The following is a 20,075-nucleotide window of genomic DNA, read 5'->3' as shown; positions in this document are numbered from 1 at the left end:
ACACACAATGGAACTGCTGCCCACCATCTGGTTCATCGCCATTGCGGTGCTGTGGACCGGCTACCTCTTCCTCGAAGGTTTCGACCTGGGCGTAGGGATGCTGATGAAGCTCTTCGCCCGCAACAACACCGAACGCCGCGTTCTCCTGAACACCATTGGGCCCGTCTGGGACGGCAACGAGGTGTGGCTGCTGACTGCCGGCGGCGCCACCTTCGCGGCCTTTCCGCTTTGGTACGCGTCCTTGTTCTCCGCGCTCTACCTCCCGCTCCTGGTGGTCCTGCTCGCCCTGATCTTCCGCGCGGTGGCATTCGAGTACCGCGGCAAGGTGGACACCGACAGCTGGCGGAACCGCTGGGACTGGGCCATCGCGCTGGGTTCCTTCTTCGCCGCATTCGGCGTCGGCGCCGCCTTGGCCCTTACCACCACCGGGCTGCCGCTGAACGCCAACGGTGACCGCGAAGGCGGCCCCATGGCCTGGTTCAGCGGGTACGCCCTCCTTGGCGGCGCGGCAGTGGTGGGCTTCTCGCTCCTGCACGCGCTGGCATTCCTGGCACTAAAGACGGACGGGGATGTCCGGCACCGTGCCCGCCAGTGGTTCGTGCGGCTCCTGCCGGTCCTGCTGCTGCCCATCGCCGCATGGGCGCTGGCCATCCAGTTCATGGACGGGAAGCCCTGGACCTGGGCCGCCGTCGTCCTGGCCGTCGCCGCCGCCATCACTGCCTGGCTGCTGGCCCGGAAGGGCGCTGAAGGCAGGGCCTTCCTGGCCCTCGGCGGCTTCCTGGTGCTGGGCACGGCATCCATCTTTGGTGCGGTCTTCCCCGTGGTGCTGCCCTCCACGCTGGACAGCGCCTTCGACCTCACTGTCTCCAACGCATCCTCCTCGGACTACACGCTGGGGCTGATGAGCATCGTGGCGGCATTCGGCCTTCCCCTGGTGATTGCGTACCAGGCATGGACCTACTGGGTGTTCCGCCGCCGGGTAAGCACCGCGCACATCCCGGAAGCCCACAGCTTCCTCCCGGCGGTCGCTGCCAGGGCCTTCACCACCAAGGGCTGACGTGCGGCCAACATTTCCCGCCGGTCCGTCCACCCGCTCGGCGATCTACTGGCTGGGACTCCTGGCGGCGCTCAAGGCCCTGTCCCTGGTCCTGATCGGCCAGGCAGTGGCATCGGTCCTGGCCGGACTCGTCGCCGGGAACCCGGCCTGGGGGAGCCAACTGACCGCCGGACTTGCCGGCGTCGTGCTTCGGTCCCTGACCGTCTGGGGCCAGGCCGTCGCTGCCCGCCGCGCTGCCCTGGGCGTGAAGGAGGAACTGCGCGCCGAACTGCTGGAGCGGGCACTGCGCACGGGTGTGCGCGGATCCGGCCCGGGCGACGGCGGGCTGGCGGTCCTTGCCACCCGCGGCCTGGACGCCCTGGACAGCTACTACACCCAGTTCCTTCCCGCACTGGTCAACTGCGCCGCCGTTCCGCTGCTGCTGGGGGCCCGGATCCTCTTCGCGGACTGGGTCAGCGCGCTGGTGATCGTGCTGACAGTTCCGCTGATCCCGGTGTTCATGGTGCTGATCGGCAGGTACACCGAGGACAGCGTGCGGGAAGCCCAGGCCACCATGGCGCGGCTGTCGGCGCACATGCTGGAGCTGGCCAAGGGCCTGCCGGTCCTGGTGGGGCTGGGACGTGCCACTGCCCAGCGGAAGGCCCTTGAGGAGATCTCGGAGGAGTACCGCTCCCGCACCATGGGCACCCTGCGCACTGCTTTCCTGTCCGCCCTGGCCCTGGAGCTCATAGCGACCATCTCGGTGGCAGTGGTGGCCGTCTTCATCGGTGTCCGGCTGGTGCATGGCGACATGCCGCTGGAAGCCGGCCTGCTGGTCCTCCTCCTGGCACCTGACTGCTACCTTCCGCTGCGGGAACTCGGCACCGCCCACCACGCCAGCGACGACGGCAGGGTCGCACTCGCGGAAACGGCCGCCGTGACCAGTGCCCCCGAGCCGGCACCGCTCCCGGCCGCCAAGGCCGGCAGGCCCGGTGCCCCGCTGGAAGTCACCGGACTGACCGTGACATACGCCGGGCGGTCCGCAACCGCCGTCGGGCCCATGACGTTCACCGCGCCGCTGGACAGGATCACGGCACTGGACGGCCCCAGCGGCGCCGGCAAGAGCACCGTCCTGGGCGTCCTTGCCGGGATCATCGGCCACGGTGGCGGGACCAGCGTCACCGGCTCCATCAGCGGGCTTGACCGCCGCTCCGTGGCATGGGTGCCGCAGCACCCGGTCATGGTGGCCGGAACCGTCCTGGACGAGGTACTGCTGTACCTGTCGCCTGACTCCGGCCACGGCCCGGACCGGTTCGCCGCCGAAGATGCCGCCCGCCGCTGCCTGGCACGTGCCGGAGCCGGGCACCTGGCCCCAAAGCACCAGGCGGAACTGAGCCCGGGTGAGCTGCGCCGCGTCGCACTGGCCCGCGGCCTGGCCAGGATCGAGGCCGGTGCCACCCTCCTGCTGCTCGACGAGCCCACCGCGCACCTGGATGACGCGTCGGCCGTGATCGTGGAGGACGCCATCCGGCGGCTCCGCGGCCAGGTCACGGTGGTCCTGGTGGCCCACAACCAGCGCACACGGCAGCTGGCGGACCTGCTGGTACCGGTGGCGCCTGCGGCCCGGACCCACGCAGCGGCCCGGCAGGACGACGCCGATGCCGCGTTGCTGCCGGCGGCCCCCGCCGGCGCCCCGCATGGAGCCAGCGCTGCAGACGGGGCGGCCACGGACCGCGCTTCGACGGACAACCCCGTCACACGGAACCCGGCCGTACGTGCCGCTGAAAAGGCTGCCCCCGGGGCCTTCCGCCTGCTGGCAGCACTCCTGGCTCCGGTGCGGGGCAAGTTCGCCGCCGCCGCCTTCGTCGGCACCCTGGCGGCCGTCTTCGCCGTCGTGCTTTCCGGCCTGTCCGGCTGGCTCATCATCCGGGCGAGCGAACAACCGCCCATCCTGTACCTGTTGACCGCCATCGTCGGGGTCCGGTTCTTCGGCATCGGCCGGGCCGTGTTCCGCTACTGGGAGCGGCTGCTGCTGCACGATGCCGTGTTCGCCGCACTCACCCGGCTCCGCGGCCGGCTCTGGGAGTCGCTGAGCCGGCGTGCCCTCTCGCTGCGCCGGCTGCTGCAGGGCGGTAACGTTCTGGGTACGGTGATTGACGACGTCGATACCGTCCGGGACCTCCTGCCCCGGGTGGTCCTGCCGCCCGCCACCGCGGTGGCGGTGTCCGTCCTGGCCGTGGCCGCCACCGGCGTCCTGGTACCGGATGCACTTCCCGCCGTGGCCGGTGCGGCCGTCGGCGGCCTGCTGCTGGCGCCCGCCGCGGCCTTGTGGGGCGACCGCAAGTCCGCTGCCGCCGAGCAGTCCCTGCGCTCGGGCGTGCTGCGCCGCGTCACCGCTGCCCTCGATGCCCGCGCGGAACTGCACGCCAACGGCGTGGCACCACGCGTGCTCGAGGCGCTGCTGGCGGAAGACCGGGACGCCACCCGCGCTTCGCGGCGCTCCGCCTGGGCGGACGGGCTGGGCCATGCCGTTGCCACAGCAGCCTGTGGGACGGCAGCCCTGGCTGCTGCCTGGCTGGCGGGGCCCGCAGTCCTCGCGGCCCAGGTGGCACCGGCGGCCGCCGCCGTGGTGGTCCTTCTCCTGCTTGCCCTGGTGGAACCCTACGCGGCGATGACGACGGCGGTGCGCCAGTACCCCGCCCTGCGGTCCGTCATGCGCCGGGTGGGGGAGTCCGGCGCCCTGGCGGCCGGCAGCGAACCACGCGGGGGCCTGCAGCCCGTTTCCCGCCGGGCCGGGGACACGCCGGGCGTTGAGCTCATGGACCTGGCAGCGGAATGGCCGGGCGGCCCCCCGGTCTTCTCCGGCATCACTGCTGTGGCAGTTCCCGGGCGCTGGCTGGCGGTCACCGGACCGTCCGGCTCCGGCAAATCCACTTTGCTGTCGGTGCTGCTGGGCTTCCTGCCGCCGGCATCCGGACAGGTCCGGGTCACCGGCCGGGCAGCGTGGTGCCCGCAAGAGGCCCACCTGTTCGATTCCACGATCAGGGGAAACCTGCTGCTGGGACGGCCGATCGAGGACGGCCCGGCGCCGGCGTCCGACCGCGAGCTGGAGGCGGTGCTTGCCGCCGTCGGCCTTTCCGCGCTGGTGGGCAGGCTGCCAGCCGGGCTGGACACCCGCATCGGCCCCGGCGGCGCCTTCCTCAGCGGCGGCGAGCGCCAACGCCTGGCTGTGGCCCGGACCCTGCTGACGGGGGCGGAAGTGATCCTGCTCGATGAGCCCACCGCGCACCTGGATGCGGAGTCCGCGGCCACCATGCTGGCGGACCTGCGCGCCGGACTGCGGGACCGCACCGTGGTGCTGGTGACCCACAACCCGGCCGACATCCAGGCCGGTGATGCCCGGCTGGAACTTTCGGAGCCGGCCGGACAGTCCAGGGGCTCCCTGGCGCCTTCCCGCTAAGCGCTGCCGGACGCGCTGCCGCCGCGGCTTCGGCGGCCAAGCGCGCTTCCGTCAGCCATCGACGTCGTGCAGGTGGTGGACCACGTCGTGCAGGAAGTACTGCGAGAGCGTCAGGACGGTGAACTCGGAGCCGTTGCTGCGCACGCCCTTGCGCCCCCAGTCCTCATCGGGGACGCCGGCGAAGGCTTCGGCGGCCTCGTGTCCCTCCGCTGCCAGCTCCGGACCCACCTCGGACGGGTCGGCGTTGGCGTAATCCTTCTCGATGGCCGTCCGGTCCTGGTCCCAGTCAGCGAAGCGGGCGTCATCCTCGGCGAGCATCAGGTTCAGCCTCTGGTTGAACAGGGTAAAGACGTCCCGCACATGGCACGCGTACTCCACCGCGGACCAGGTCTGTCCGTTCGGGCGCTCCGCCGCGTCCGGCCGCCGAAGGACGGCCAGCCAGCGGGGAATCATGCTTTCGACGCTTCCCGGAACCGTGGCGGGCGTGGCGGTTGGGGCATGGAAGTTGCACTCCGGGCAGGGCCGGGAGAGGACCCAGGTCCAGTCCTTGTCATCAGGCACGATAGGCATGGGAGCAGTCTAAGCTGTGCGGGCCAAAAGACTCTGGGCCGCAGGGAGCGTCCCGGCTAGCGTGGCCGCATGAGCCCGGAAGCGCGCAAGGACGCGCAAAGCATGGTGCAGCTGGCCGGCCTGACGAAGCGGTTCGGCCGGAACACGGCGCTCGACGACGTGACCCTTACCATTGGGTCCGGCGAGGTGTTCGGCTACCTGGGTCCGAACGGGGCAGGCAAGACGACCACCATCCGGCTGCTGATGGGAATGCTGCGGCCCACATCCGGAACGGCGTCCGTCCTGGGAATGGATACCTGGCGCGAATCCCGCGACGTCCACCGGGTGGTGGGCTACGTTCCCGGCGAGCCGGCGCTCTACGACCGCCTGACCGGCCACCAGCACGTGGCCTACTGCGCCCATCTGCGGCACCGGGACGACAGCGGGCGTGCGGCAGAGGTGGCGGACCGGCTGGAACTGGACCTGGGAAAACCGGCCCGCACGCTGTCACGCGGGAACCGGCAAAAGCTCGCCATCGTCCTCGCGGTCATGTCCAGGCCGCGGCTGCTCGTGCTGGACGAACCAACCAGCGGGATCGACCCGCTGGTGCAGCAGGTGTTCCACTCCATCCTGCGTGAACACACGGCCGGCGGCGGGTCCGCCCTGTTCTCCTCCCATGTCCTGGGCGAGGTGGAGCGCGTCGCAGACCGGATCGGGGTGGTCCGGGGCGGCAAACTGGTGGCGGTGGAGCGGCTGCAGGACCTGGCCGCCCGCTCCCTGCACCGGGTGCGGGCCAGATTCGCCGGCGACGTATCCGTGGCCGAGTTTACCGGCGTCCCCGGGGTACGGGACGTGCTGGTGGACGGCCGGACCCTGAGCTGCAACGCCCCGCAATCGGCCCTGGACGCCCTGCTGAAACGGGTCAGCGCCCGGGAGGTGGAGGACTTCGAATGTTCCGAGGCCCCGCTGGAGGAGACGTTCCTGAGCTATTACGGGATGGAGCGGGCGGACGGCAGAGCTGCGCCCGGCCCAGCGGAACGCGCGGCCGGAGCGGTGGTGCACCGTGCTGGCTAGCGTCCTGCTGAAAACGCTCCGGGACCAGGGCAGGCTGCTGGTCGCCTGGGCCGTCTCCCTGGCCCTTGTCGTGGCCATGTACGCAGCCGTCTGGCCCTCGGTGAAGTCCCAGCCCTCCATCAGCGCCTTCATCGAGCAGATGCCGGAGGCGTTCCGTTCGCTCTTTGCCACTTCCAGCGCAGACCTGTCCACCCCCACCGGGTACATCCAGGTGGAACTGCTGTCCTTCATGGGTCCCATCGCAGTCCTGATCTACGCCGTCAGCTCCGGTGCGGGAGCCATCGGCGGGGAAGAGGACCGCCACACCATGGACCTGCTGCTCGCCAACCCCGTGGGCCGGGGAAGGGTGGTGGTGGACAAGTTCCTCGCCATGGTGGCGGGCACGTTCCTGCTGGCGGCCGTCATGGGTCTGTCCCTGGTGCTTGAAGGCAACCTGGTGGACCTGGTCCTGCCGGCAGACAAGGTGGCAGCGGCCATGCTGCACCTGGCGCTCCTGGGCGTCGTGTTCGGGGCGCTCGCCCTGGCGTTGTCAGCGGCAACCGGTCGGACCGGGCTCAGCCGCGGCGTCCCTGCAGTGCTGGCGGTCCTGGCCTACATCGTCAATGCCCTGGCACCCATGGTGGACGTTTTTGACCGGATCCAGAAGGTCTCGCCGTTCTTCCAGTACATCGCCCACGACCCGCTCCGCAACGGCACCGCCTGGGACAGTGTGCTGGTATCTGCCGTGACCATCGCGGTGCTGGTGGCGCTCGCCGTCGCCGGATTCCGGCGCCGGGACGTCGCCGGCTGAGCCGGCCACGCCGCCGGCACTACTCCGCGGTGTCGCCGGCTGCGCCGCCGTCCATCCACGCCATGGCAGGGCCGACTGCTTCGACGGCCTGGGAGAGCGGGACGCCCGAGCCGTCGCGGCGGCCATGCTCCTGGGGCAGTGACCGCGCCACTCCTGCCGCGGAGGACGCCTTGGCCGGCCCGTGGCCCGCCCAGGCCAGCAGGAGCATGTCCTCGCCCTTGAGGAACCGGTGCGACCGGACCCCGGCAGTGGCGCGCCCCTTGGCCGGATATTCGGAGAACGCCGTGACTTTGGCCGTGCCCGGGGCAGTGCCCGGAAGGGCGCCGTTGGTCCCGGCGATGGTGACCACGACGGCGGCCTCATCCTGGGGCTGTACGGCACCAAAGAAAATCACCTGGTCACCAGCGGCGAGTTTGATTCCGGCCATGCCGCCGGCGGTGCGGCCCTGGGGGCGGACCACGGCGGCGGGGAACTTCAGCAGCTGGGCCTCCCGGGTGAGGAACACCAGTTCGGTGTCATCGCCGCCGGCGGGAGCGACTCCCACCACCACGTCCTTGTCCTTGAGGGTGATGACTTCCCAGTCTTCCCGGTTCAGCGGGTAGTCCGGCTGGACGCGTTTCACCACGCCCTGGGCGGTGCCGACGGCCAGGACTTCATCCAGCCGCACGAACGCCACCAGGGTTTCACCCTTCACCAGGGTGAGGAACTCCTTGGCAGGGACGCCGCCGGCCAGGTTGGGCAGGCCGGCCACGGGCGGCAGGACCGGCATGTCCATGACCTGAAGCCGCAGCATGCGGCCCTGCGAGGTGACCGCCGCGATTTCGCCGCGGGCCGACGTCTTGACCACCGAGGTGTATACGTCGTGCCTGCTCCGGGGGCCTGCCTCGGCGAGCGGTTCCTGGTTGCTGGTGCGTGCCACCTGCCCGGACGCGGTGAGGATGGCCCAGCAGGGGTCGTCAGCGATTTCCAGGGAGAGCGGGGCAGCCTTGCCCTTCTTGGCCCCGGCGAGCTCGGCGGCGGCGACGGTGGGGGACACGGCCTCGGACTCCAGGAGCACGGTGCGGCGCGGGGTGCCGTGTTCCTCGGCGATCGCGCCGAGTTCGTCGGAGACCACGGTGCGGAGCAGTTCCTCGGAGTCCAGGATGGCCTGCAGTTCCGCGATCTCGCGGCGGAGTTCGTCCTGTTCTTTTTCCAGTTCAATCCGGGAGTACTTCGTCAGCTGCCGCAGGCGGAGTTCAAGGATGTAGTTGGCCTGGACCTCGGTGAGGTCGTAGATGGACATCAGCCGCTCACGGGCCGCCGCGGCCTCGTCCGAGGACCGGATGATCTGGATGACCTCGTCGATGTCCACGATGGCGATCAGGAGGCCCTCCACCAGGTGGAGGCGGTCCTTTTTCTTGCCCAGGCGGAAGACGGTCCGGCGGCGGACCACGTTGATCCGGTGGTTGACGTAGACGCTCAAAAGGTCCACCAGGCCCAGCGTCTGCGGCTGCCCGTCCACCAGCGTGACGTTGTTGATGCCGAAGGAGTCCTCCATCGGCGTGTACCGGTAAAGCTGCTGCAGGACCGCGTTCGGGTTGAAGCCGTTCTTCAACTCGATCACCAGGCGCAGCCCGTGCTTGCGGTCTGTCAGGTCCACGATGTCGCTGATGCCGGTCAGCTTCTTGGCGTTGACGGCGTCCTTGATCTTTTCGATCACCTTTTCCGGGCCCACCATGTACGGCAGTTCGGTGACCACCAGGCCGGTGCGGCGTGCCGAGAGCTGTTCGATCTCCACCTTGGCCCGGGTCTTGAAGGATCCGCGCCCGGTGGCGTAGGCGTCGCGGATACCGTCCAGGCCCACGATCCGGCCGCCGCTGGGCAGGTCCGGGCCCGGGACGAACCGCATGAGGTCCTCCAGGGTGGCGTCGGGGTGCGCAATCAGGTGCCGGGCTGCGGAGATAACCTCCACCAGGTTGTGCGGGGCCATGTTGGTGGCCATGCCGACGGCGATGCCGGTGGCGCCGTTGACCAGCAGGTTGGGGAAAGCGGCGGGCAGGACGTCCGGCTGGGTCAGCTGGTTGTCGTAGTTGGGGACGAAGTCCACCACGTCTTCGTCCAGGTGGTTGGTGAGCGTGAGGGCGGCCGCAGCCAGCCTGGCCTCGGTATACCGCGGTGCTGCCGGGCCGTCGTCGAGCGAGCCGAAGTTGCCGTGCCCGTCGATCAGCGGCAAGCGCAGGGAGAAGTCCTGCGCCATGCGGACCATGGCATCGTAGATGGCGGCGTCGCCGTGCGGGTGCAGCTTGCCCATGACCTCGCCCACCACGCGGGCGCTCTTGACGTGGCCGCGGTCAGGGCGCAGTCCCATGTCGCTCATCATGTACAGGATGCGGCGCTGGACCGGCTTAAGCCCGTCGCGGGCATCCGGCAGGGCCCGGGAGTAGATCACCGAGTACGCGTACTCCAGGAAGGAGCCCTGCATTTCGGACGTCACGTCGATATCGACGATGTTTTCCGTGTAGCTGTCGTCCACGATGGGTTTTGAACTTTGCCGGCGGGCCATGGGGTTTGGTGAATCCTTCTGCGGTTACTGCGCAGCCTTGGGGTGTGCTGCGATAGTTTTTGGCTAGGCTAAGCCTATGGTGGATCAGCCCGGGGACGGCGAATATCCGGAACATTGGGAAGCCGATGTCGTCCTGCGTGACGGCGGGACAGCGCATCTGCGGCCCATCCACCCGTCGGACGCGGACGCCGTCCAGGCTTTCCATACCGGGCAGTCGCAGAATTCAATCTACATGCGGTTCTTTGCGTTCAAGGCCCGGCTGTCCGCCAAGGAGCTCAAGCGGTTCACCGAGGTGGACTACAAGGACCGGGTGGCGTTCGTCATCACCATCGGCGGCGAAATCATCGGCATCGGCCGCTATGACCGGCTCAGCGATCCCACCGAGGCGGAGGTCGCGTTCAACATCGCGGACTCCCACCAGGGGAGGGGTATCGGCTCCATCCTGCTGGAGCACCTTGCCGCCGCAGCGCACGAAAACGGCATCCGGAAGTTCACCGCCGAGGTCCTGCCGGAGAACCGCAAGATGCTGATGGTCTTCTCCGACGCCGGCTACGACGTCAAGCGCCACTTCGACGACGGCGTCGTCAGCCTCGAGTTCAACATTGACCCCACCGAAAAATCCCGTGCCGTGATGGAATCCCGTGAGCACCGCGCTGAGGCGAAGAGCGTCCGGGAGTTGCTGGCGCCGTCGTCCGTTGCCGTGATCGGTGCCAGCCGCCGGTGGGGGACCGTGGGTTACCAGCTGCTGGAGCACATCATCGAGGGCGGTTTCCACGGCCCGGTGTACGCCATCAATCCCGAGGCGCTGGAACTGGCGGGCATGTTGTCCTACGGCAAGCTCTCCGAGGTGCCCCAGCCGGTCCAGCTGGCCATCATCGCGGTGCCCTACGAGGAGGTCGCCGGCGTGGTGGAGGAGTGTGCGGCGGCCGGCGTCAAGGGTGTGGTGATCGCCTCCGCAGGCTTTACGGACGACGGCGAGCGCGGCCTGCTGCGCCAGCGCGCCCTGGTGCGGCAGGCCAGGGCCAACGGGATGCGGGTGATCGGGCCGGCCTCGCTGGGCATCGCCAATACCCACCCGGACGTGTCCCTGAACGCCTCCATGGCCCCGACGATGCCCCTGCGCGGGAGCCTGGGCCTGTTCAGCCAGTCGGCGGCCATCGGCGTCTCGCTGTACGCCGCCTCGAGCCGGCGGAAGCTGGGCCTGTCCAGCCTCCTCTCGGCAGGCAACCGGGCTGACGTCTCCGGCAACGACATGATGCAGTACTGGGAGGACGACGCCGACACCTCGGCCGTGGGCCTGTACCTGGAGTCGATCGGCAACCCGCGCAAGTTCTCCCGCATCGCACGGCGGCTGGCACGCACCAAACCGGTCATCGTGGCCAAATCCGACACCATGGGGCTCCGCCTGCCGCCGGGGCATGCCGTCCGAACCACGCAGGCGCCGGCGGGAGCGCTCGACGCCATGCTGCGCCAGTCCGGGGTGATCCGCGTCGAAACCGTTGAACAGCTGGTGGACGTGGCACAGGTGGTATCAGCCCAGCCCCTCCCTGCCGGGCCCGACGTCGCCATCTTCAGCAACTCCCAGGCCCTGGGCAACGTGGTGGCGGACAGTGCGGCCGCGCATGGGCTGGGAGTGGCGCAGGTGGTCTCCGGACTCGACCTCGACGCCGGCCAGTCCGTGGCCCTGCCCCTGCTCCGGAAGGCCCTCTTGGATGCCCTGGCCTCCGACGCCGTGCACGCCGCGGTCGCCGCCCTGCTGCCCGCGCGCGGCCTGACCGTCGACGCCGTGGCCGAAGTCCTCGCGGAATGCTCCGCAGCAGCCGGGAAACCGGTAGTGGCGGCGTTCACTGGGATCCTGGACCCCACCATCACCGTGGAGGGCCTGGTGGGAACGGAAGGCTGCACCGTTCCCTGCTTCTCCAATCCCGGTGCAGCCGTGGCCGCCCTCGCCGCCGTGGTCCGCTACGCGGAATGGGCCGCGCGCGACCATGGGCACTTCGTGGAACCCGACGGCTGCGACCCCCGCCAGGCGGCGGCTGAACTTGATGGACTGCTGGCGGACGTCAGCGGCGAGCAACTCAAGCAACTGGACCCGGCGGCAACGACTTCACTGTTGGGCCATTACGGCATTTCCGTCCTGCCCTCGGCACCGTTCACCACCCCGGATGAAGCCGTTGCCGCCGCCGACTCGCTGGGCTGGCCGGTGGTGCTCAAGACCACCGAGCCCGCCCTCCGGCACAGGCTGGACCTTGGCGGCGTGCGGCTTGGCATCGAGGACGCCGAATCGCTGCGCCTGAACGTGCTGCAGATGCGGCGTGCGCTCGCCGCCTACGGAAACCCGGCGCTCGAGGTCCAGGCCATGGCCCCGGTGGGCCAGGCGTGCACTTTCCGGGCCATCGAGGACCCGCTGCTGGGTCCTGTCATCTCCTTTGGCCTTGCCGGTGACGCCGTGAACCTCCTGGACGACTGGGCCCACCGCGTTCCACCGCTCTCCGCAGCGGACGTCCACGACTTCATCCGCGCGCCCAGGGCGTCCCGGAAGCTCTTCGGCTACCAGGGCCTGCCTGCCGTCGACGTGCAGGCCCTGGAGGATCTTGCCGGCCGGCTGGCGTGGATGAAGGACAACCATCCGGAGATTGCGCTGGTGGAATTCAACCCTGTCCTGTGCGGCCCGGCGGGTGCCACCATCCTTGCTGCCGACGTGCGGATTGGCAACGCCGCGCAGCGCACGGACAGCGCGCGCCGGGCGATGCTGGGCTGAGGCGGTTAGCAAGTGACCGGACGATCTGTGAAAATGGGGGCATGAGCTTCCAGCCTTCCGCTTCGGCGCCCGAAACGCCCGGCAACGAAAACCAGGCAGTCCGCCAGCACAGCTCACACAACCACGGAGTCCAGGGCCAAAGCCTGGAGGACGCGCTGCAAAAGGCCGGCTTCTACCCGCGCCTGGTGTCGGACGTCGTTGACGATGCACTCGACGGACGCGACTGCGTAGCCCACCTGGTGCACCTGGAAACCCACTTCGACCGGGCAGAAGTGCGCCGCCACATTACGGTCCTGGTCCTGACCGCGGACATGCTGGTCATCACCCATGTGGACGACCAGCAGTTGGACGAGGCAGGGGAGCAGATCGTGGCCCAGATCTCCACCGAGTCCGTTCCCGTTGCCCAGATCCGGTCTGTGGTGCTCAGCTACATGTACGCGCAGCCGCAGAATTACAAGCCCTCCGACCCCGTCCGGGAGCTGACGCTGTCCATCGCATGGTCGGGCGGCCAGCGGCTGGACATGGGCCCCGCCAGCTGCGGCGATCCGCAGTGCGAGGCCGACCATGGCTACACCGGAACCATTGCGCAGGAGGACATCGTGCTGCGCATCAGCGCCGAGGCGGACGGACTGCAGGCCGTACAGGACGCCAAGCTGTTTGCCCGGGCACTGCGTGCGGTCAACACCGGTTCCGCCGCTCCTGTATCGCACGCCCAGTCCATGGGGCCGCGGCCGCGGTCCGGGGTGTTCGGCAACCGGCTCAGCCGCGGGCACCAGCAGCGCTGATGCCCGACGACAGCCACCAAGCCGCAGTAACCACTGGACGCATTCCCGACCTTCCGCCTGCTCCCGCCTACGGGCACCGCTCCATCGCCGAGGTCCTGACCAGCGCAGCGGCAAGCCTTGGCGTGGACGGATTCACCAACACCCTTGGACTCCCGGTGGCCTCACGGGTCTGCGTGGTCCTGGCGGACGGCTTGGGCCGGAACCTCCTCAAGCAGAAATCCGCGCACACACCCTTCCTGCGCTCTGTGCTGCAGGCCGGGCAGGGCGACGTCCCGGTGTGGCTGGACTCCGCCTTCCCTTCCACCACAGCAGCGGCCCTCTCCAGCTTTGGGACCGGGCTTCCCGCCGGCCAGCACGGCATGGTGGGCTACGACGTCCTGGACCCCGGCCAGGACAAGGTGGTCAACCTGCTGGGGAACTGGGATCCCGGCGTGGATCCGTCAGCGTGGCAGCCCTTTCCCACCGTGTTTGAACGGATTGCCGGCCAGGTGGACGTCAGCACCGTCAGCCTCTCCCAGTTCGACGGCTCGCCGATGACCCGGGCCGCCCTCCGCGGCGGCAGGTTTATTCCAGGGACAACAGCTCACGCCCGGACGGCCGCCGCTGCCGAAGCCATGGCGGCACCCGGCCCGGCCCTCATGTATTTCTACGTCAACGACCTGGACAAGGCCGGCCACCGCTACGGCTGCCGCTCCGAACAGTGGGAGCACCAGCTCGAAGAGCTCGATGCCACAGTCAAGCGCCTGAACTCCACCCTTCCCACGGGCACCACCATCCTGCTCACGGCAGACCACGGCATGCTCGACGTCGACGAACCGCAGCGGATCGACTTTTCCACCGACCCCGCGCTGGTGCAGGGCGTCCGCCACACGGCAGGGGAACCACGGATGGTGCACTTGTACCTCGAGGAAACCCACCTGTCGGACGGCGGCGCGGAGCGGCTGCTGGCGGCCTGGAAGGCGCGGTTCGGCACCCGGATCTGGGCCTTTACCCGCGGGGAGGCCATCGCGGGAGGACTCTTTGGTGCTGACGTCCGGCCCGCTGTTGAGGGCAGGATTGGTGACGTCATGATCGCGGCGCGGGACGCCGTCGCGCTTTACGACGGACGGCGCATGCGGCCAACTGCCATGGAGGTGGTGGGCCAGCACGGCTCGCTGACCAAGGCGGAGCGGGAAGTCCCGCTGCTGTGCTTCACTGCTGAAGGAAGGACGCGGCGGCGTGGCTGAGCTCATCTTTTTCTCCGGCACCATGGACTGCGGGAAGTCCACCCTGGCCCTGCAGATGGACTACAACCACCGGGCCCGCGGCCGTGGCGGCGTCCGGTTCAGCCGGAATGACCGCGCCGGCGAGTCCAGGATCTCGAGCCGCCTTGGTTTGGAGACGGATGCCGTGGAGGTCCTGGACAGCACCGACTTCTGGGAGGAAGTCATGCTGCGCCGCACCCAGGGCCAGCGGGTTGACTACCTGATCTGCGACGAAGCCCAGTTCTATACGCCCGAACAGGTGGAGCAGCTGGCCAAGGTAGTGGACGAGATCGACGTCGATGTCTTCGCGTTCGGCATCACCGCTGATTTCCGCACCCGGCTGTTCCCCGGTTCCCAGCGCCTGATCGAGCTCGCCGACCGGGTGCAGGTGCTCCAGGTGGAGGCGCTGTGCTGGTGCGGCCGACGGGCTACGCACAACGCCAGGACGGTCGACGGCGTGATGGTCACCGAAGGTGCGCAGGTGGTGGTGGGCGACGTGGACATGGTGATGGAAGCTGCTGCCCCTGAAGCCGGGCACGTACCCGTGGTGGGTTACGAGACATTATGCCGCCGCCATTTCATGCGGCGCGTGACGGCGCACGGAGCGTCCTTGATGGCACAGCAGGACCAGTTGCTGCCATTCGAGGTCGATGCCTGCCTCTGGCACGGATCGGGCGGGCCGGGCGAGAGCCGCGGGCCGGGGAGCAGAGGTTGAGAGACTGAAGGGTTCGCTCTCGCGGTGGTTGGTGACGGTGCCCTTTTGTGGTGGCTCCTGGTGTCGCGTAAGGGGATCCTTCACTGGGACATCTCGAGCAGATGAGCTTGTCGGACGGAGGATTTCGGAGGTTGGCCTTGATAATTCGACGCCTGAGAGCCATTAAGGTGACAGCATGAAGGTACTCACACATGCTCCTGCTGACCTCGTCATCGGAACGAGCGATGGTGTCGACGCGCGCTTCGCCGGAGTCCAGTTGAAAGACAAGCCGGGCGACGTCGGTGGTGCCAATGCACGAAGGGCCGGTATCCACTTGTTCCTCAGCGGTGTGCGCGGTGAAGAGACGATGTCGCGGGACGTCTTGTTCGAACGGGACCGCGATGAGTGGGCGGAACGGCGTAAGGCTGCGGGAGCGGATACAACCGAGAACGCGCCAGCGATGCCTGGTGTCGCTGTCTTCGAGCGGCTGACCGCCGTTGTGTCCGATGACCTCGGGACCGAGTATCAGTGGTCAGGAGGCCAGGTAGCCGGCGGCGGCACGGAATGGGAAGCCCACTGGATCTACATCCCAACTCCACCCGCGGAGGCCAGGACGCTTCGTTTCGAGTTCAACATCGACGGGCAGCCAACCGGACGGTACTGCGAGCTCAAGCTCTCCGAGTCCGACGCCGCCGGCCTCTGAAGGTCACTCTGCCCGTCGGAGGATCCCCTACAGGGCGCTTGAAGCGTTCGCTAGGCCACCGGCCTACGGGCGGTATGCAAGGTGAGCAGCGATCGAATCCGACCGCAATAGTAGGGTGCGAGGTGAACCAGACGGGAAGGCTTGTAGTCGAAGGGGAACCGTGATCTCAGCGCTCAATCAACTCGTCGATTTCATCGACGGCCACCTCACTGAGGAGATCGACATTGATGACTTGGTGGTCAGTCTCGGCACAACGGAGTACCACCTCCGCCGAATGTTCTCATCGCTGGCCGGCATGCCGCTCTCCGAGTACGTCCGCAGGCGCCGCATGACGGTGGCTGCAACGGACATTCTCGAAAAGGGCGAGCTGCTAGCAATCGCGGTGCGGTACGGCTACGGCTCGACCGAGGCTTTCAGTCGGGCATTCCGATCAGTGCATGGCGTCGGACCCGGCGACGTGCGCCGGGACGGAGGCCCCCTTCGCACGCAACCGCAGCTCAGGTTCCGCCTGACCGTAGAAGGGAACACCACAATGGACACTCGCATCGCAGATCGGCCGGCATTCCGGCTCATCGGCCATTCAGCCCGCGTGCCGCTTATCCACCATGGCCCAAACCCGCACATCCATGCGCACATCGCCTCACTACCAGCAGCAGAGCACTCCCGGCTCAAGGAATTGAACAACACAGACCCCGCTGGCCTGCTCCAGGTGAGCGCCGACGTCGACCCGGACTACACGGAGGGCAGCGAACTGACCTACCTTCATGGCGTCGCCGTCACCGAAACTACAACGGTGCCCGAGGAGCTCGACGCGATCGAGGTCCCCGCGGGAATCTGGGCGGTGTTCCACGCCGAAGGGGCGTACCCGGGGGTTCTGCAGTCCGTCTGGGCCTCCACTGCCACCGATTGGTTCCCGTCCAACCCGTGGCGACTGCGCCCGGGCCCCTCGATCGTGGCAGTCCTTGATCGCGCCGCCGACTTCAGCACAGCGAGCTGCGAATTGTGGCTCCCAATAGAACGCGCGTGACAGACCGCCCGCCGGCAGGACAATGCCGGCGGGCGCACGGCTTACTTTCCTGCGGGGTTCGAGTGCCCGGCGAAGGATCGGCTTACGGGCGTGCTTCTTGATTCCCAGCTCTGAGTCGTTGCATAGGATCGCTGGATGGGTCAAACAAGGCGTGTCATCCGAGCGGGCGATGGCGTTGGAATAAGCTACGTCGTCATTGACGGGAGTGAACCTGCCATCCTGATCCTCCACGGACTGGCTGGAAGTGGACAAGAGTTCTTGCCCACGGCACGTGCCCTACCCGGTCGGAAGATCATACTTGTGGACCAGCGGGGTCACGGCAGGAGCACGCGGCTACCCTCTGACACCTCGCGTGAGGCGTTCGTAAGTGATGTTGTCACAGTCATTGAAGGCGAGGCCTCCGGCCCTGTTCATCTGGTCGGGCACTCGATGGCTGCTCACACGGCAATGCTCGCCGCTGCGGCGCGCTCCGACCTAGTCCGGACCCTTGTACTCCTTGAGTGTGGCGAAGGGGGCGGCAGCGACCAAGAGCATGCAGCACTCGGTGAATACTTTCGTTCCTGGCCCGTGCCGTTTTCGGACCCTTCGGCGGCAGCCAAGTTTTTGGGGGACGGCCCGCTGCAGCGTGCCTGGGTAGAGGATATGGAGCACCGGGAGGACGGGCTGCACCCGCGCTTTGACCCGGAGGTGATGGTCGCAGCGCTTACCCCTCTCTCCGAACCGAGGTGGACGGAGTGGACACGCGTACAGACGCCCGCACTGGTCGTCTACGCTGACGACGGGATGTTCACCGAGGAACAAAAAACACAATTTGTGGAGCGAGGTAACAACGTCACACGCGTCGACCTTGCCGGGGGATCGCACGACGCGCATCTTGACGCATTCGAACAGTGGATGGAAGCGCTTACGGAGTTTCTGGACGTCCGGTAGAGGATCCTTTACCGCACAGGTTCCACTGAGCGGTAAATGACCTTCAACCTTGTCCCTCGTCGCTGTTCTCCAGGTTATTTATGCAACTCCATTTCTTCGGTCAGACGCCGACGATGTCCGTCGCCGCAAGCAGGTTGACCAGGAGAAGAGAACATCTGGGCAGATGATCTCCGGGAACCGGGCAATGTGCATCTGCAGGTGGTGAGAGCCTAAATCCTGACAAGCCAGCGCCAGTGCGTGTCCCCACTGTAAAAGACGCGGTTCGCCGCTCGATACGGGCTCCCCGAACGGGACGGAGTTGTTTCGCAGACTTCCGGTCATGCAAGAATCGCCGTATGGATCAGGATGGGCGGCACAGGGAAGAATTAATGATCCTTGAGGCTCTGATGCAGGCGATGGATCGGCGCGACGAGGTCTTCCAGGTGATTGAGGATTCAGAGGACGTGGACGAAGCAACCCGTCGCGTGGGTCGACTGTTGGGCGTGGGAATGGTGGGGAGCCGGGCAGTTCTAGACTTGCAGGCCAGGAGATTCACTCGCGGCCAGCGCCAGCGGTGCGCTTTTCGGGCAGAAGAACTCAGGACGATGTTGCCCGACGGGAGCTGAGTTGGCCGAGCGCAATTCGGCCTCTGCGTGATCGTCTTGGCATCGCGCCCCAGCTTCCAGTCCGGCCATGACTTGCGTCATGAGGTCCACCTGAGAAAGGCGCCCGTAAGCCGATCCTTCAGCGGGCGTACTTTTGCTACGCCGCTATGCTCACGGATGTGAGCCTTCCATGGATGCCGTTGCCACCGCTCGGGTTAGATCCTCGGCGGCCGTCCTCAACCGTGTCGTCCCTTATGCACAACGCCCAATAGCTTCTGAAAGCTCGTTCGGAGTGCTTGATGAGACCAGGACAGCGGTACCTCCGCGGGTGTTGATACGCACGGAGGGACCCCCCACCAAGTAGCCAGTCGTCGCATGCGGCAGTATGCGCAAGCCCATTCCCTCACGAACTCCCGTGGTCCGGTCGGGGGCAGCCCCTGTTATCTGGTCATAGGGGATGGTCGTCGTGAAGACACCCGCGACCCGAATATGCACCCCATGGATCCCAAGGCGCACGACCACTCGCATCACAAAGACGGCAGTGAACAGAGCTGCAAGCAAGATCGCGAGGACCAGGCTCGTCACTATCGGGATCTCTGCGCTCAGCGGAATCACAACCGCAGACGTGGTGATCAAGCCGAGAATGAGAACACCCACCCGGTACTGACCTGGCATGCGTCTGAAAAATGTTAGATCCGAAACGTCATGTCCTTCGTTCACCCCTCTATCGTTGCCGGAAGCGGTTCGGCCGTCCAACCAACTCACGCCCAGTCGCATCGCAGGGACCGCCCACCGCATCAGCAAGAGTAGAGGCGCCCAATTCGTCCTTCAACAGCTGCCCGTAAGCCGATCCTTCACTGCAACGCACCTGCGGTGTCGAGGCAGCTACTCGCTGTATTCCACATCCGCGAATGCCTTGACCTCTGCCCGAAGTTGCTCGGCGATAAGTGCGCCTTCAGCCTTCCAGGCCAATTCCTTGGTACGTGAACTCCAACCGTTCTCATAAAGATTCTCGACATCCCAAGCGTCGTACCAGGCACGGAGTCGGTCAGTTAGGTTGTCTGACAGTCCGAAGTCTGCGGGCTCCATCGTGTATTTGCTCGGATTGCCGGGGGTGCTGTTCTCCCAAAGTGGCCACCGGTGCCCGTAGTCAGGGAACAGGCGGATGACTCGACGGGCGGCGTCGTCTGACATGGCCAAAGACTAGCCCAAAGTGGCCGTCCTAATGTCGGCTCTCCGGTCTCGATCAGTCTGTCCGTATGCCGATCCCCTACGGACCACCCGGGATTAGTGCAGCGTCCAGAGGTGGCAAGCCTTCGGGATCTTTCGTCGGGGTGCGACGCTGAGCCTTTCACCCTGGGGCTCACATCATTGCCGACGCGCTTGCCCATAGCTGACTTTCGGGACCGGTTTCGGTGGCGGGAGCACCACGATTAACAGTGTGGCGAAAGGGCCGATGAAGACGGAAATGAGGAACCATACGATCCTGCTGCGGTTTTTCTGTTCAGCCAACCCGGCATTTATTAAGGCGATGGCGAACCAAACTGCTCCACCGGTCGAATAGTCATTCATAGAGCTACTCAATCACAGCAGAATCTCTGTGTTCGGATATGCCGGCTCGTCGGTACGCATCAAACAGGAGCCTCCGCTCGCTCGCGCCCATCTTGCAGGTACGCGCGGCTGACGTAACGGCCGTCGCTGTCCCGTAAGGGGGCCGCCCGCTAACTGTCCCGTAAGCCGGTCCCTTACCGCTATAACCTTGCTCTGACGTGCGGTGTTGCAGGCGCGCAGTTTGGGGTGTCCCGTATACCCGGCCGGCAAAAATGCCCGGTGAAGGTGCCCTAAACGCTACATACCATCGCACTGGTCTGGTCCTCCTCGAGACCCGTTAGCAGG

At 67.1% G+C, this 20,075-nt stretch carries 15 protein-coding genes; 12 read left to right on the top strand and 3 right to left on the bottom strand.

Annotated features, from left to right (window positions below):
• Positions 1–7 precede the first annotated feature (7 nt).
• Positions 8–1,057, top strand: a complete 1,050-nt coding sequence (gene cydB, locus NIBR502771_RS17445) for a cytochrome d ubiquinol oxidase subunit II (RefSeq protein WP_141160805.1) — start codon at positions 8–10, stop codon at positions 1,055–1,057.
• Position 1,058: 1 nt separating this feature from the next.
• A complete protein-coding gene (cydD, locus tag NIBR502771_RS17440) occupies positions 1,059–4,496 on the top strand; it encodes a thiol reductant ABC exporter subunit CydD (protein WP_141160804.1) in 3,438 nt (1,145 codons plus the stop codon).
• Positions 4,497–4,547: 51 nt separating this feature from the next.
• Here the strand turns inward: cydD and NIBR502771_RS17435 are convergent, their stop codons facing one another.
• Positions 4,548–5,066, bottom strand: a complete 519-nt coding sequence (locus NIBR502771_RS17435) for a DinB family protein (protein ID WP_141160803.1) — start codon at positions 5,064–5,066, stop codon at positions 4,548–4,550.
• A gap of 69 nt (positions 5,067–5,135) precedes the next feature.
• Here NIBR502771_RS17435 and NIBR502771_RS17430 point away from each other — a divergent pair, with 69 nt between their 5' ends.
• Together NIBR502771_RS17430 and NIBR502771_RS17425 are read left to right on the top strand one after the other, a co-directional pair.
• The gene (locus NIBR502771_RS17430; RefSeq protein ID WP_246839719.1) at positions 5,136–6,119 is read left to right on the top strand and encodes an ABC transporter ATP-binding protein; all 984 of its coding nucleotides are present in this window, start codon (positions 5,136–5,138) and stop codon (positions 6,117–6,119) included.
• Positions 6,109–6,909 carry an ABC transporter permease subunit gene (locus tag NIBR502771_RS17425; protein ID WP_141160802.1) on the top strand — a complete coding sequence of 267 codons (801 nt, stop codon included), beginning with the start codon at positions 6,109–6,111 and terminating at the stop codon, positions 6,907–6,909. Before NIBR502771_RS17430 ends, NIBR502771_RS17425 begins: the two co-directional genes overlap by 11 nt.
• 19 nt (positions 6,910–6,928) lie before the next feature.
• On the opposite strand, the gene NIBR502771_RS17420 is transcribed toward NIBR502771_RS17425, so the two are convergent.
• Positions 6,929–9,451 (bottom strand): DNA topoisomerase (ATP-hydrolyzing) subunit A, encoded by a 2,523-nt coding sequence (locus NIBR502771_RS17420; protein WP_141160801.1) that lies wholly within the window; start codon positions 9,449–9,451, stop codon positions 6,929–6,931.
• A gap of 76 nt (positions 9,452–9,527) precedes the next feature.
• On the opposite strand from NIBR502771_RS17420, the gene NIBR502771_RS17415 reads away from it, so the two are divergent.
• The 8 genes from NIBR502771_RS17415 to NIBR502771_RS17380 all read left to right on the top strand — a co-directional run bounded on the left by NIBR502771_RS17415 (position 9,528) and on the right by NIBR502771_RS17380 (position 18,200).
• The gene (locus NIBR502771_RS17415) at positions 9,528–12,212 is read left to right on the top strand and encodes a bifunctional GNAT family N-acetyltransferase/acetate--CoA ligase family protein (RefSeq protein WP_141160800.1); all 2,685 of its coding nucleotides are present in this window, start codon (positions 9,528–9,530) and stop codon (positions 12,210–12,212) included.
• A 41-nt stretch (positions 12,213–12,253) separates the two neighbouring features.
• Positions 12,254–12,997 (top strand): DUF5998 family protein, encoded by a 744-nt coding sequence (locus NIBR502771_RS17410; RefSeq protein ID WP_141160799.1) that lies wholly within the window; start codon positions 12,254–12,256, stop codon positions 12,995–12,997.
• Positions 12,997–14,223, top strand: coding sequence for an alkaline phosphatase family protein (locus NIBR502771_RS17405; protein ID WP_141160798.1), 1,227 nt, complete (start codon positions 12,997–12,999; stop codon positions 14,221–14,223). The genes NIBR502771_RS17410 and NIBR502771_RS17405 overlap by 1 nt, the downstream gene beginning before the upstream one ends.
• A complete protein-coding gene (locus NIBR502771_RS17400) occupies positions 14,216–14,956 on the top strand; it encodes a thymidine kinase (RefSeq protein ID WP_141160797.1) in 741 nt (246 codons plus the stop codon). The genes NIBR502771_RS17405 and NIBR502771_RS17400 overlap by 8 nt, the downstream gene beginning before the upstream one ends.
• Positions 14,957–15,131: 175 nt before the next feature.
• On the top strand, positions 15,132–15,638 hold the full coding sequence (locus tag NIBR502771_RS17395; protein WP_141160796.1) for a hypothetical protein: 507 nt from the start codon (positions 15,132–15,134) through the stop codon (positions 15,636–15,638).
• 160 nt (positions 15,639–15,798) lie between these two features.
• A complete protein-coding gene (locus NIBR502771_RS17390; RefSeq protein ID WP_141160795.1) occupies positions 15,799–16,665 on the top strand; it encodes an AraC family transcriptional regulator in 867 nt (288 codons plus the stop codon).
• Between the two features lie 135 nt (positions 16,666–16,800).
• A complete protein-coding gene (locus tag NIBR502771_RS17385) occupies positions 16,801–17,595 on the top strand; it encodes an alpha/beta fold hydrolase (protein ID WP_141160794.1) in 795 nt (264 codons plus the stop codon).
• Positions 17,596–17,963: 368 nt separating this feature from the next.
• On the top strand, positions 17,964–18,200 hold the full coding sequence (locus NIBR502771_RS17380; RefSeq protein ID WP_246839718.1) for a DNA gyrase subunit A: 237 nt from the start codon (positions 17,964–17,966) through the stop codon (positions 18,198–18,200).
• 864 nt (positions 18,201–19,064) lie between these two features.
• On the opposite strand, the gene NIBR502771_RS17375 is transcribed toward NIBR502771_RS17380, so the two are convergent.
• Positions 19,065–19,373, bottom strand: coding sequence for a hypothetical protein (locus tag NIBR502771_RS17375; protein ID WP_141160792.1), 309 nt, complete (start codon positions 19,371–19,373; stop codon positions 19,065–19,067).
• Positions 19,374–20,075 lie beyond the last annotated feature (702 nt).

The sequence above is a fragment of the Pseudarthrobacter sp. NIBRBAC000502771 genome, from assembly GCF_006517215.1.
Lineage (GTDB): Bacteria > Actinomycetota > Actinomycetes > Actinomycetales > Micrococcaceae > Arthrobacter > Arthrobacter niigatensis.
The sequence above is the reverse complement of the archived record's forward strand: the minus strand, read 5'-3'. Positions and strand labels throughout refer to the sequence as shown.

Bases quoted from the DNA above. Each gene is read 5' to 3' on its own strand.
- NIBR502771_RS17410 (WP_141160799.1), top strand. From the start codon at position 12,254: ATGAGCTTCCAGCCTTCCGCTTCGGCGCCCGAAACGCCCGGCAACGAA.
- NIBR502771_RS17415 (WP_141160800.1), top strand. From the start codon at position 9,528: ATGGTGGATCAGCCCGGGGACGGCGAATATCCGGAACATTGGGAAGCC.
- NIBR502771_RS17405 (WP_141160798.1), top strand. From the start codon at position 12,997: ATGCCCGACGACAGCCACCAAGCCGCAGTAACCACTGGACGCATTCCC.
- NIBR502771_RS17420 (WP_141160801.1), bottom strand. From the start codon at position 9,451: ATGGCCCGCCGGCAAAGTTCAAAACCCATCGTGGACGACAGCTACACG.
- cydB (WP_141160805.1), top strand. From the start codon at position 8: ATGGAACTGCTGCCCACCATCTGGTTCATCGCCATTGCGGTGCTGTGG.
- NIBR502771_RS17395 (WP_141160796.1), top strand. From the start codon at position 15,132: ATGAAGGTACTCACACATGCTCCTGCTGACCTCGTCATCGGAACGAGC.
- NIBR502771_RS17385 (WP_141160794.1), top strand. From the start codon at position 16,801: ATGGGTCAAACAAGGCGTGTCATCCGAGCGGGCGATGGCGTTGGAATA.
- NIBR502771_RS17375 (WP_141160792.1), bottom strand. From the start codon at position 19,373: ATGTCAGACGACGCCGCCCGTCGAGTCATCCGCCTGTTCCCTGACTAC.
- NIBR502771_RS17430 (WP_246839719.1), top strand. From the start codon at position 5,136: ATGAGCCCGGAAGCGCGCAAGGACGCGCAAAGCATGGTGCAGCTGGCC.
- NIBR502771_RS17435 (WP_141160803.1), bottom strand. From the start codon at position 5,066: ATGCCTATCGTGCCTGATGACAAGGACTGGACCTGGGTCCTCTCCCGG.
- NIBR502771_RS17380 (WP_246839718.1), top strand. From the start codon at position 17,964: ATGATCCTTGAGGCTCTGATGCAGGCGATGGATCGGCGCGACGAGGTC.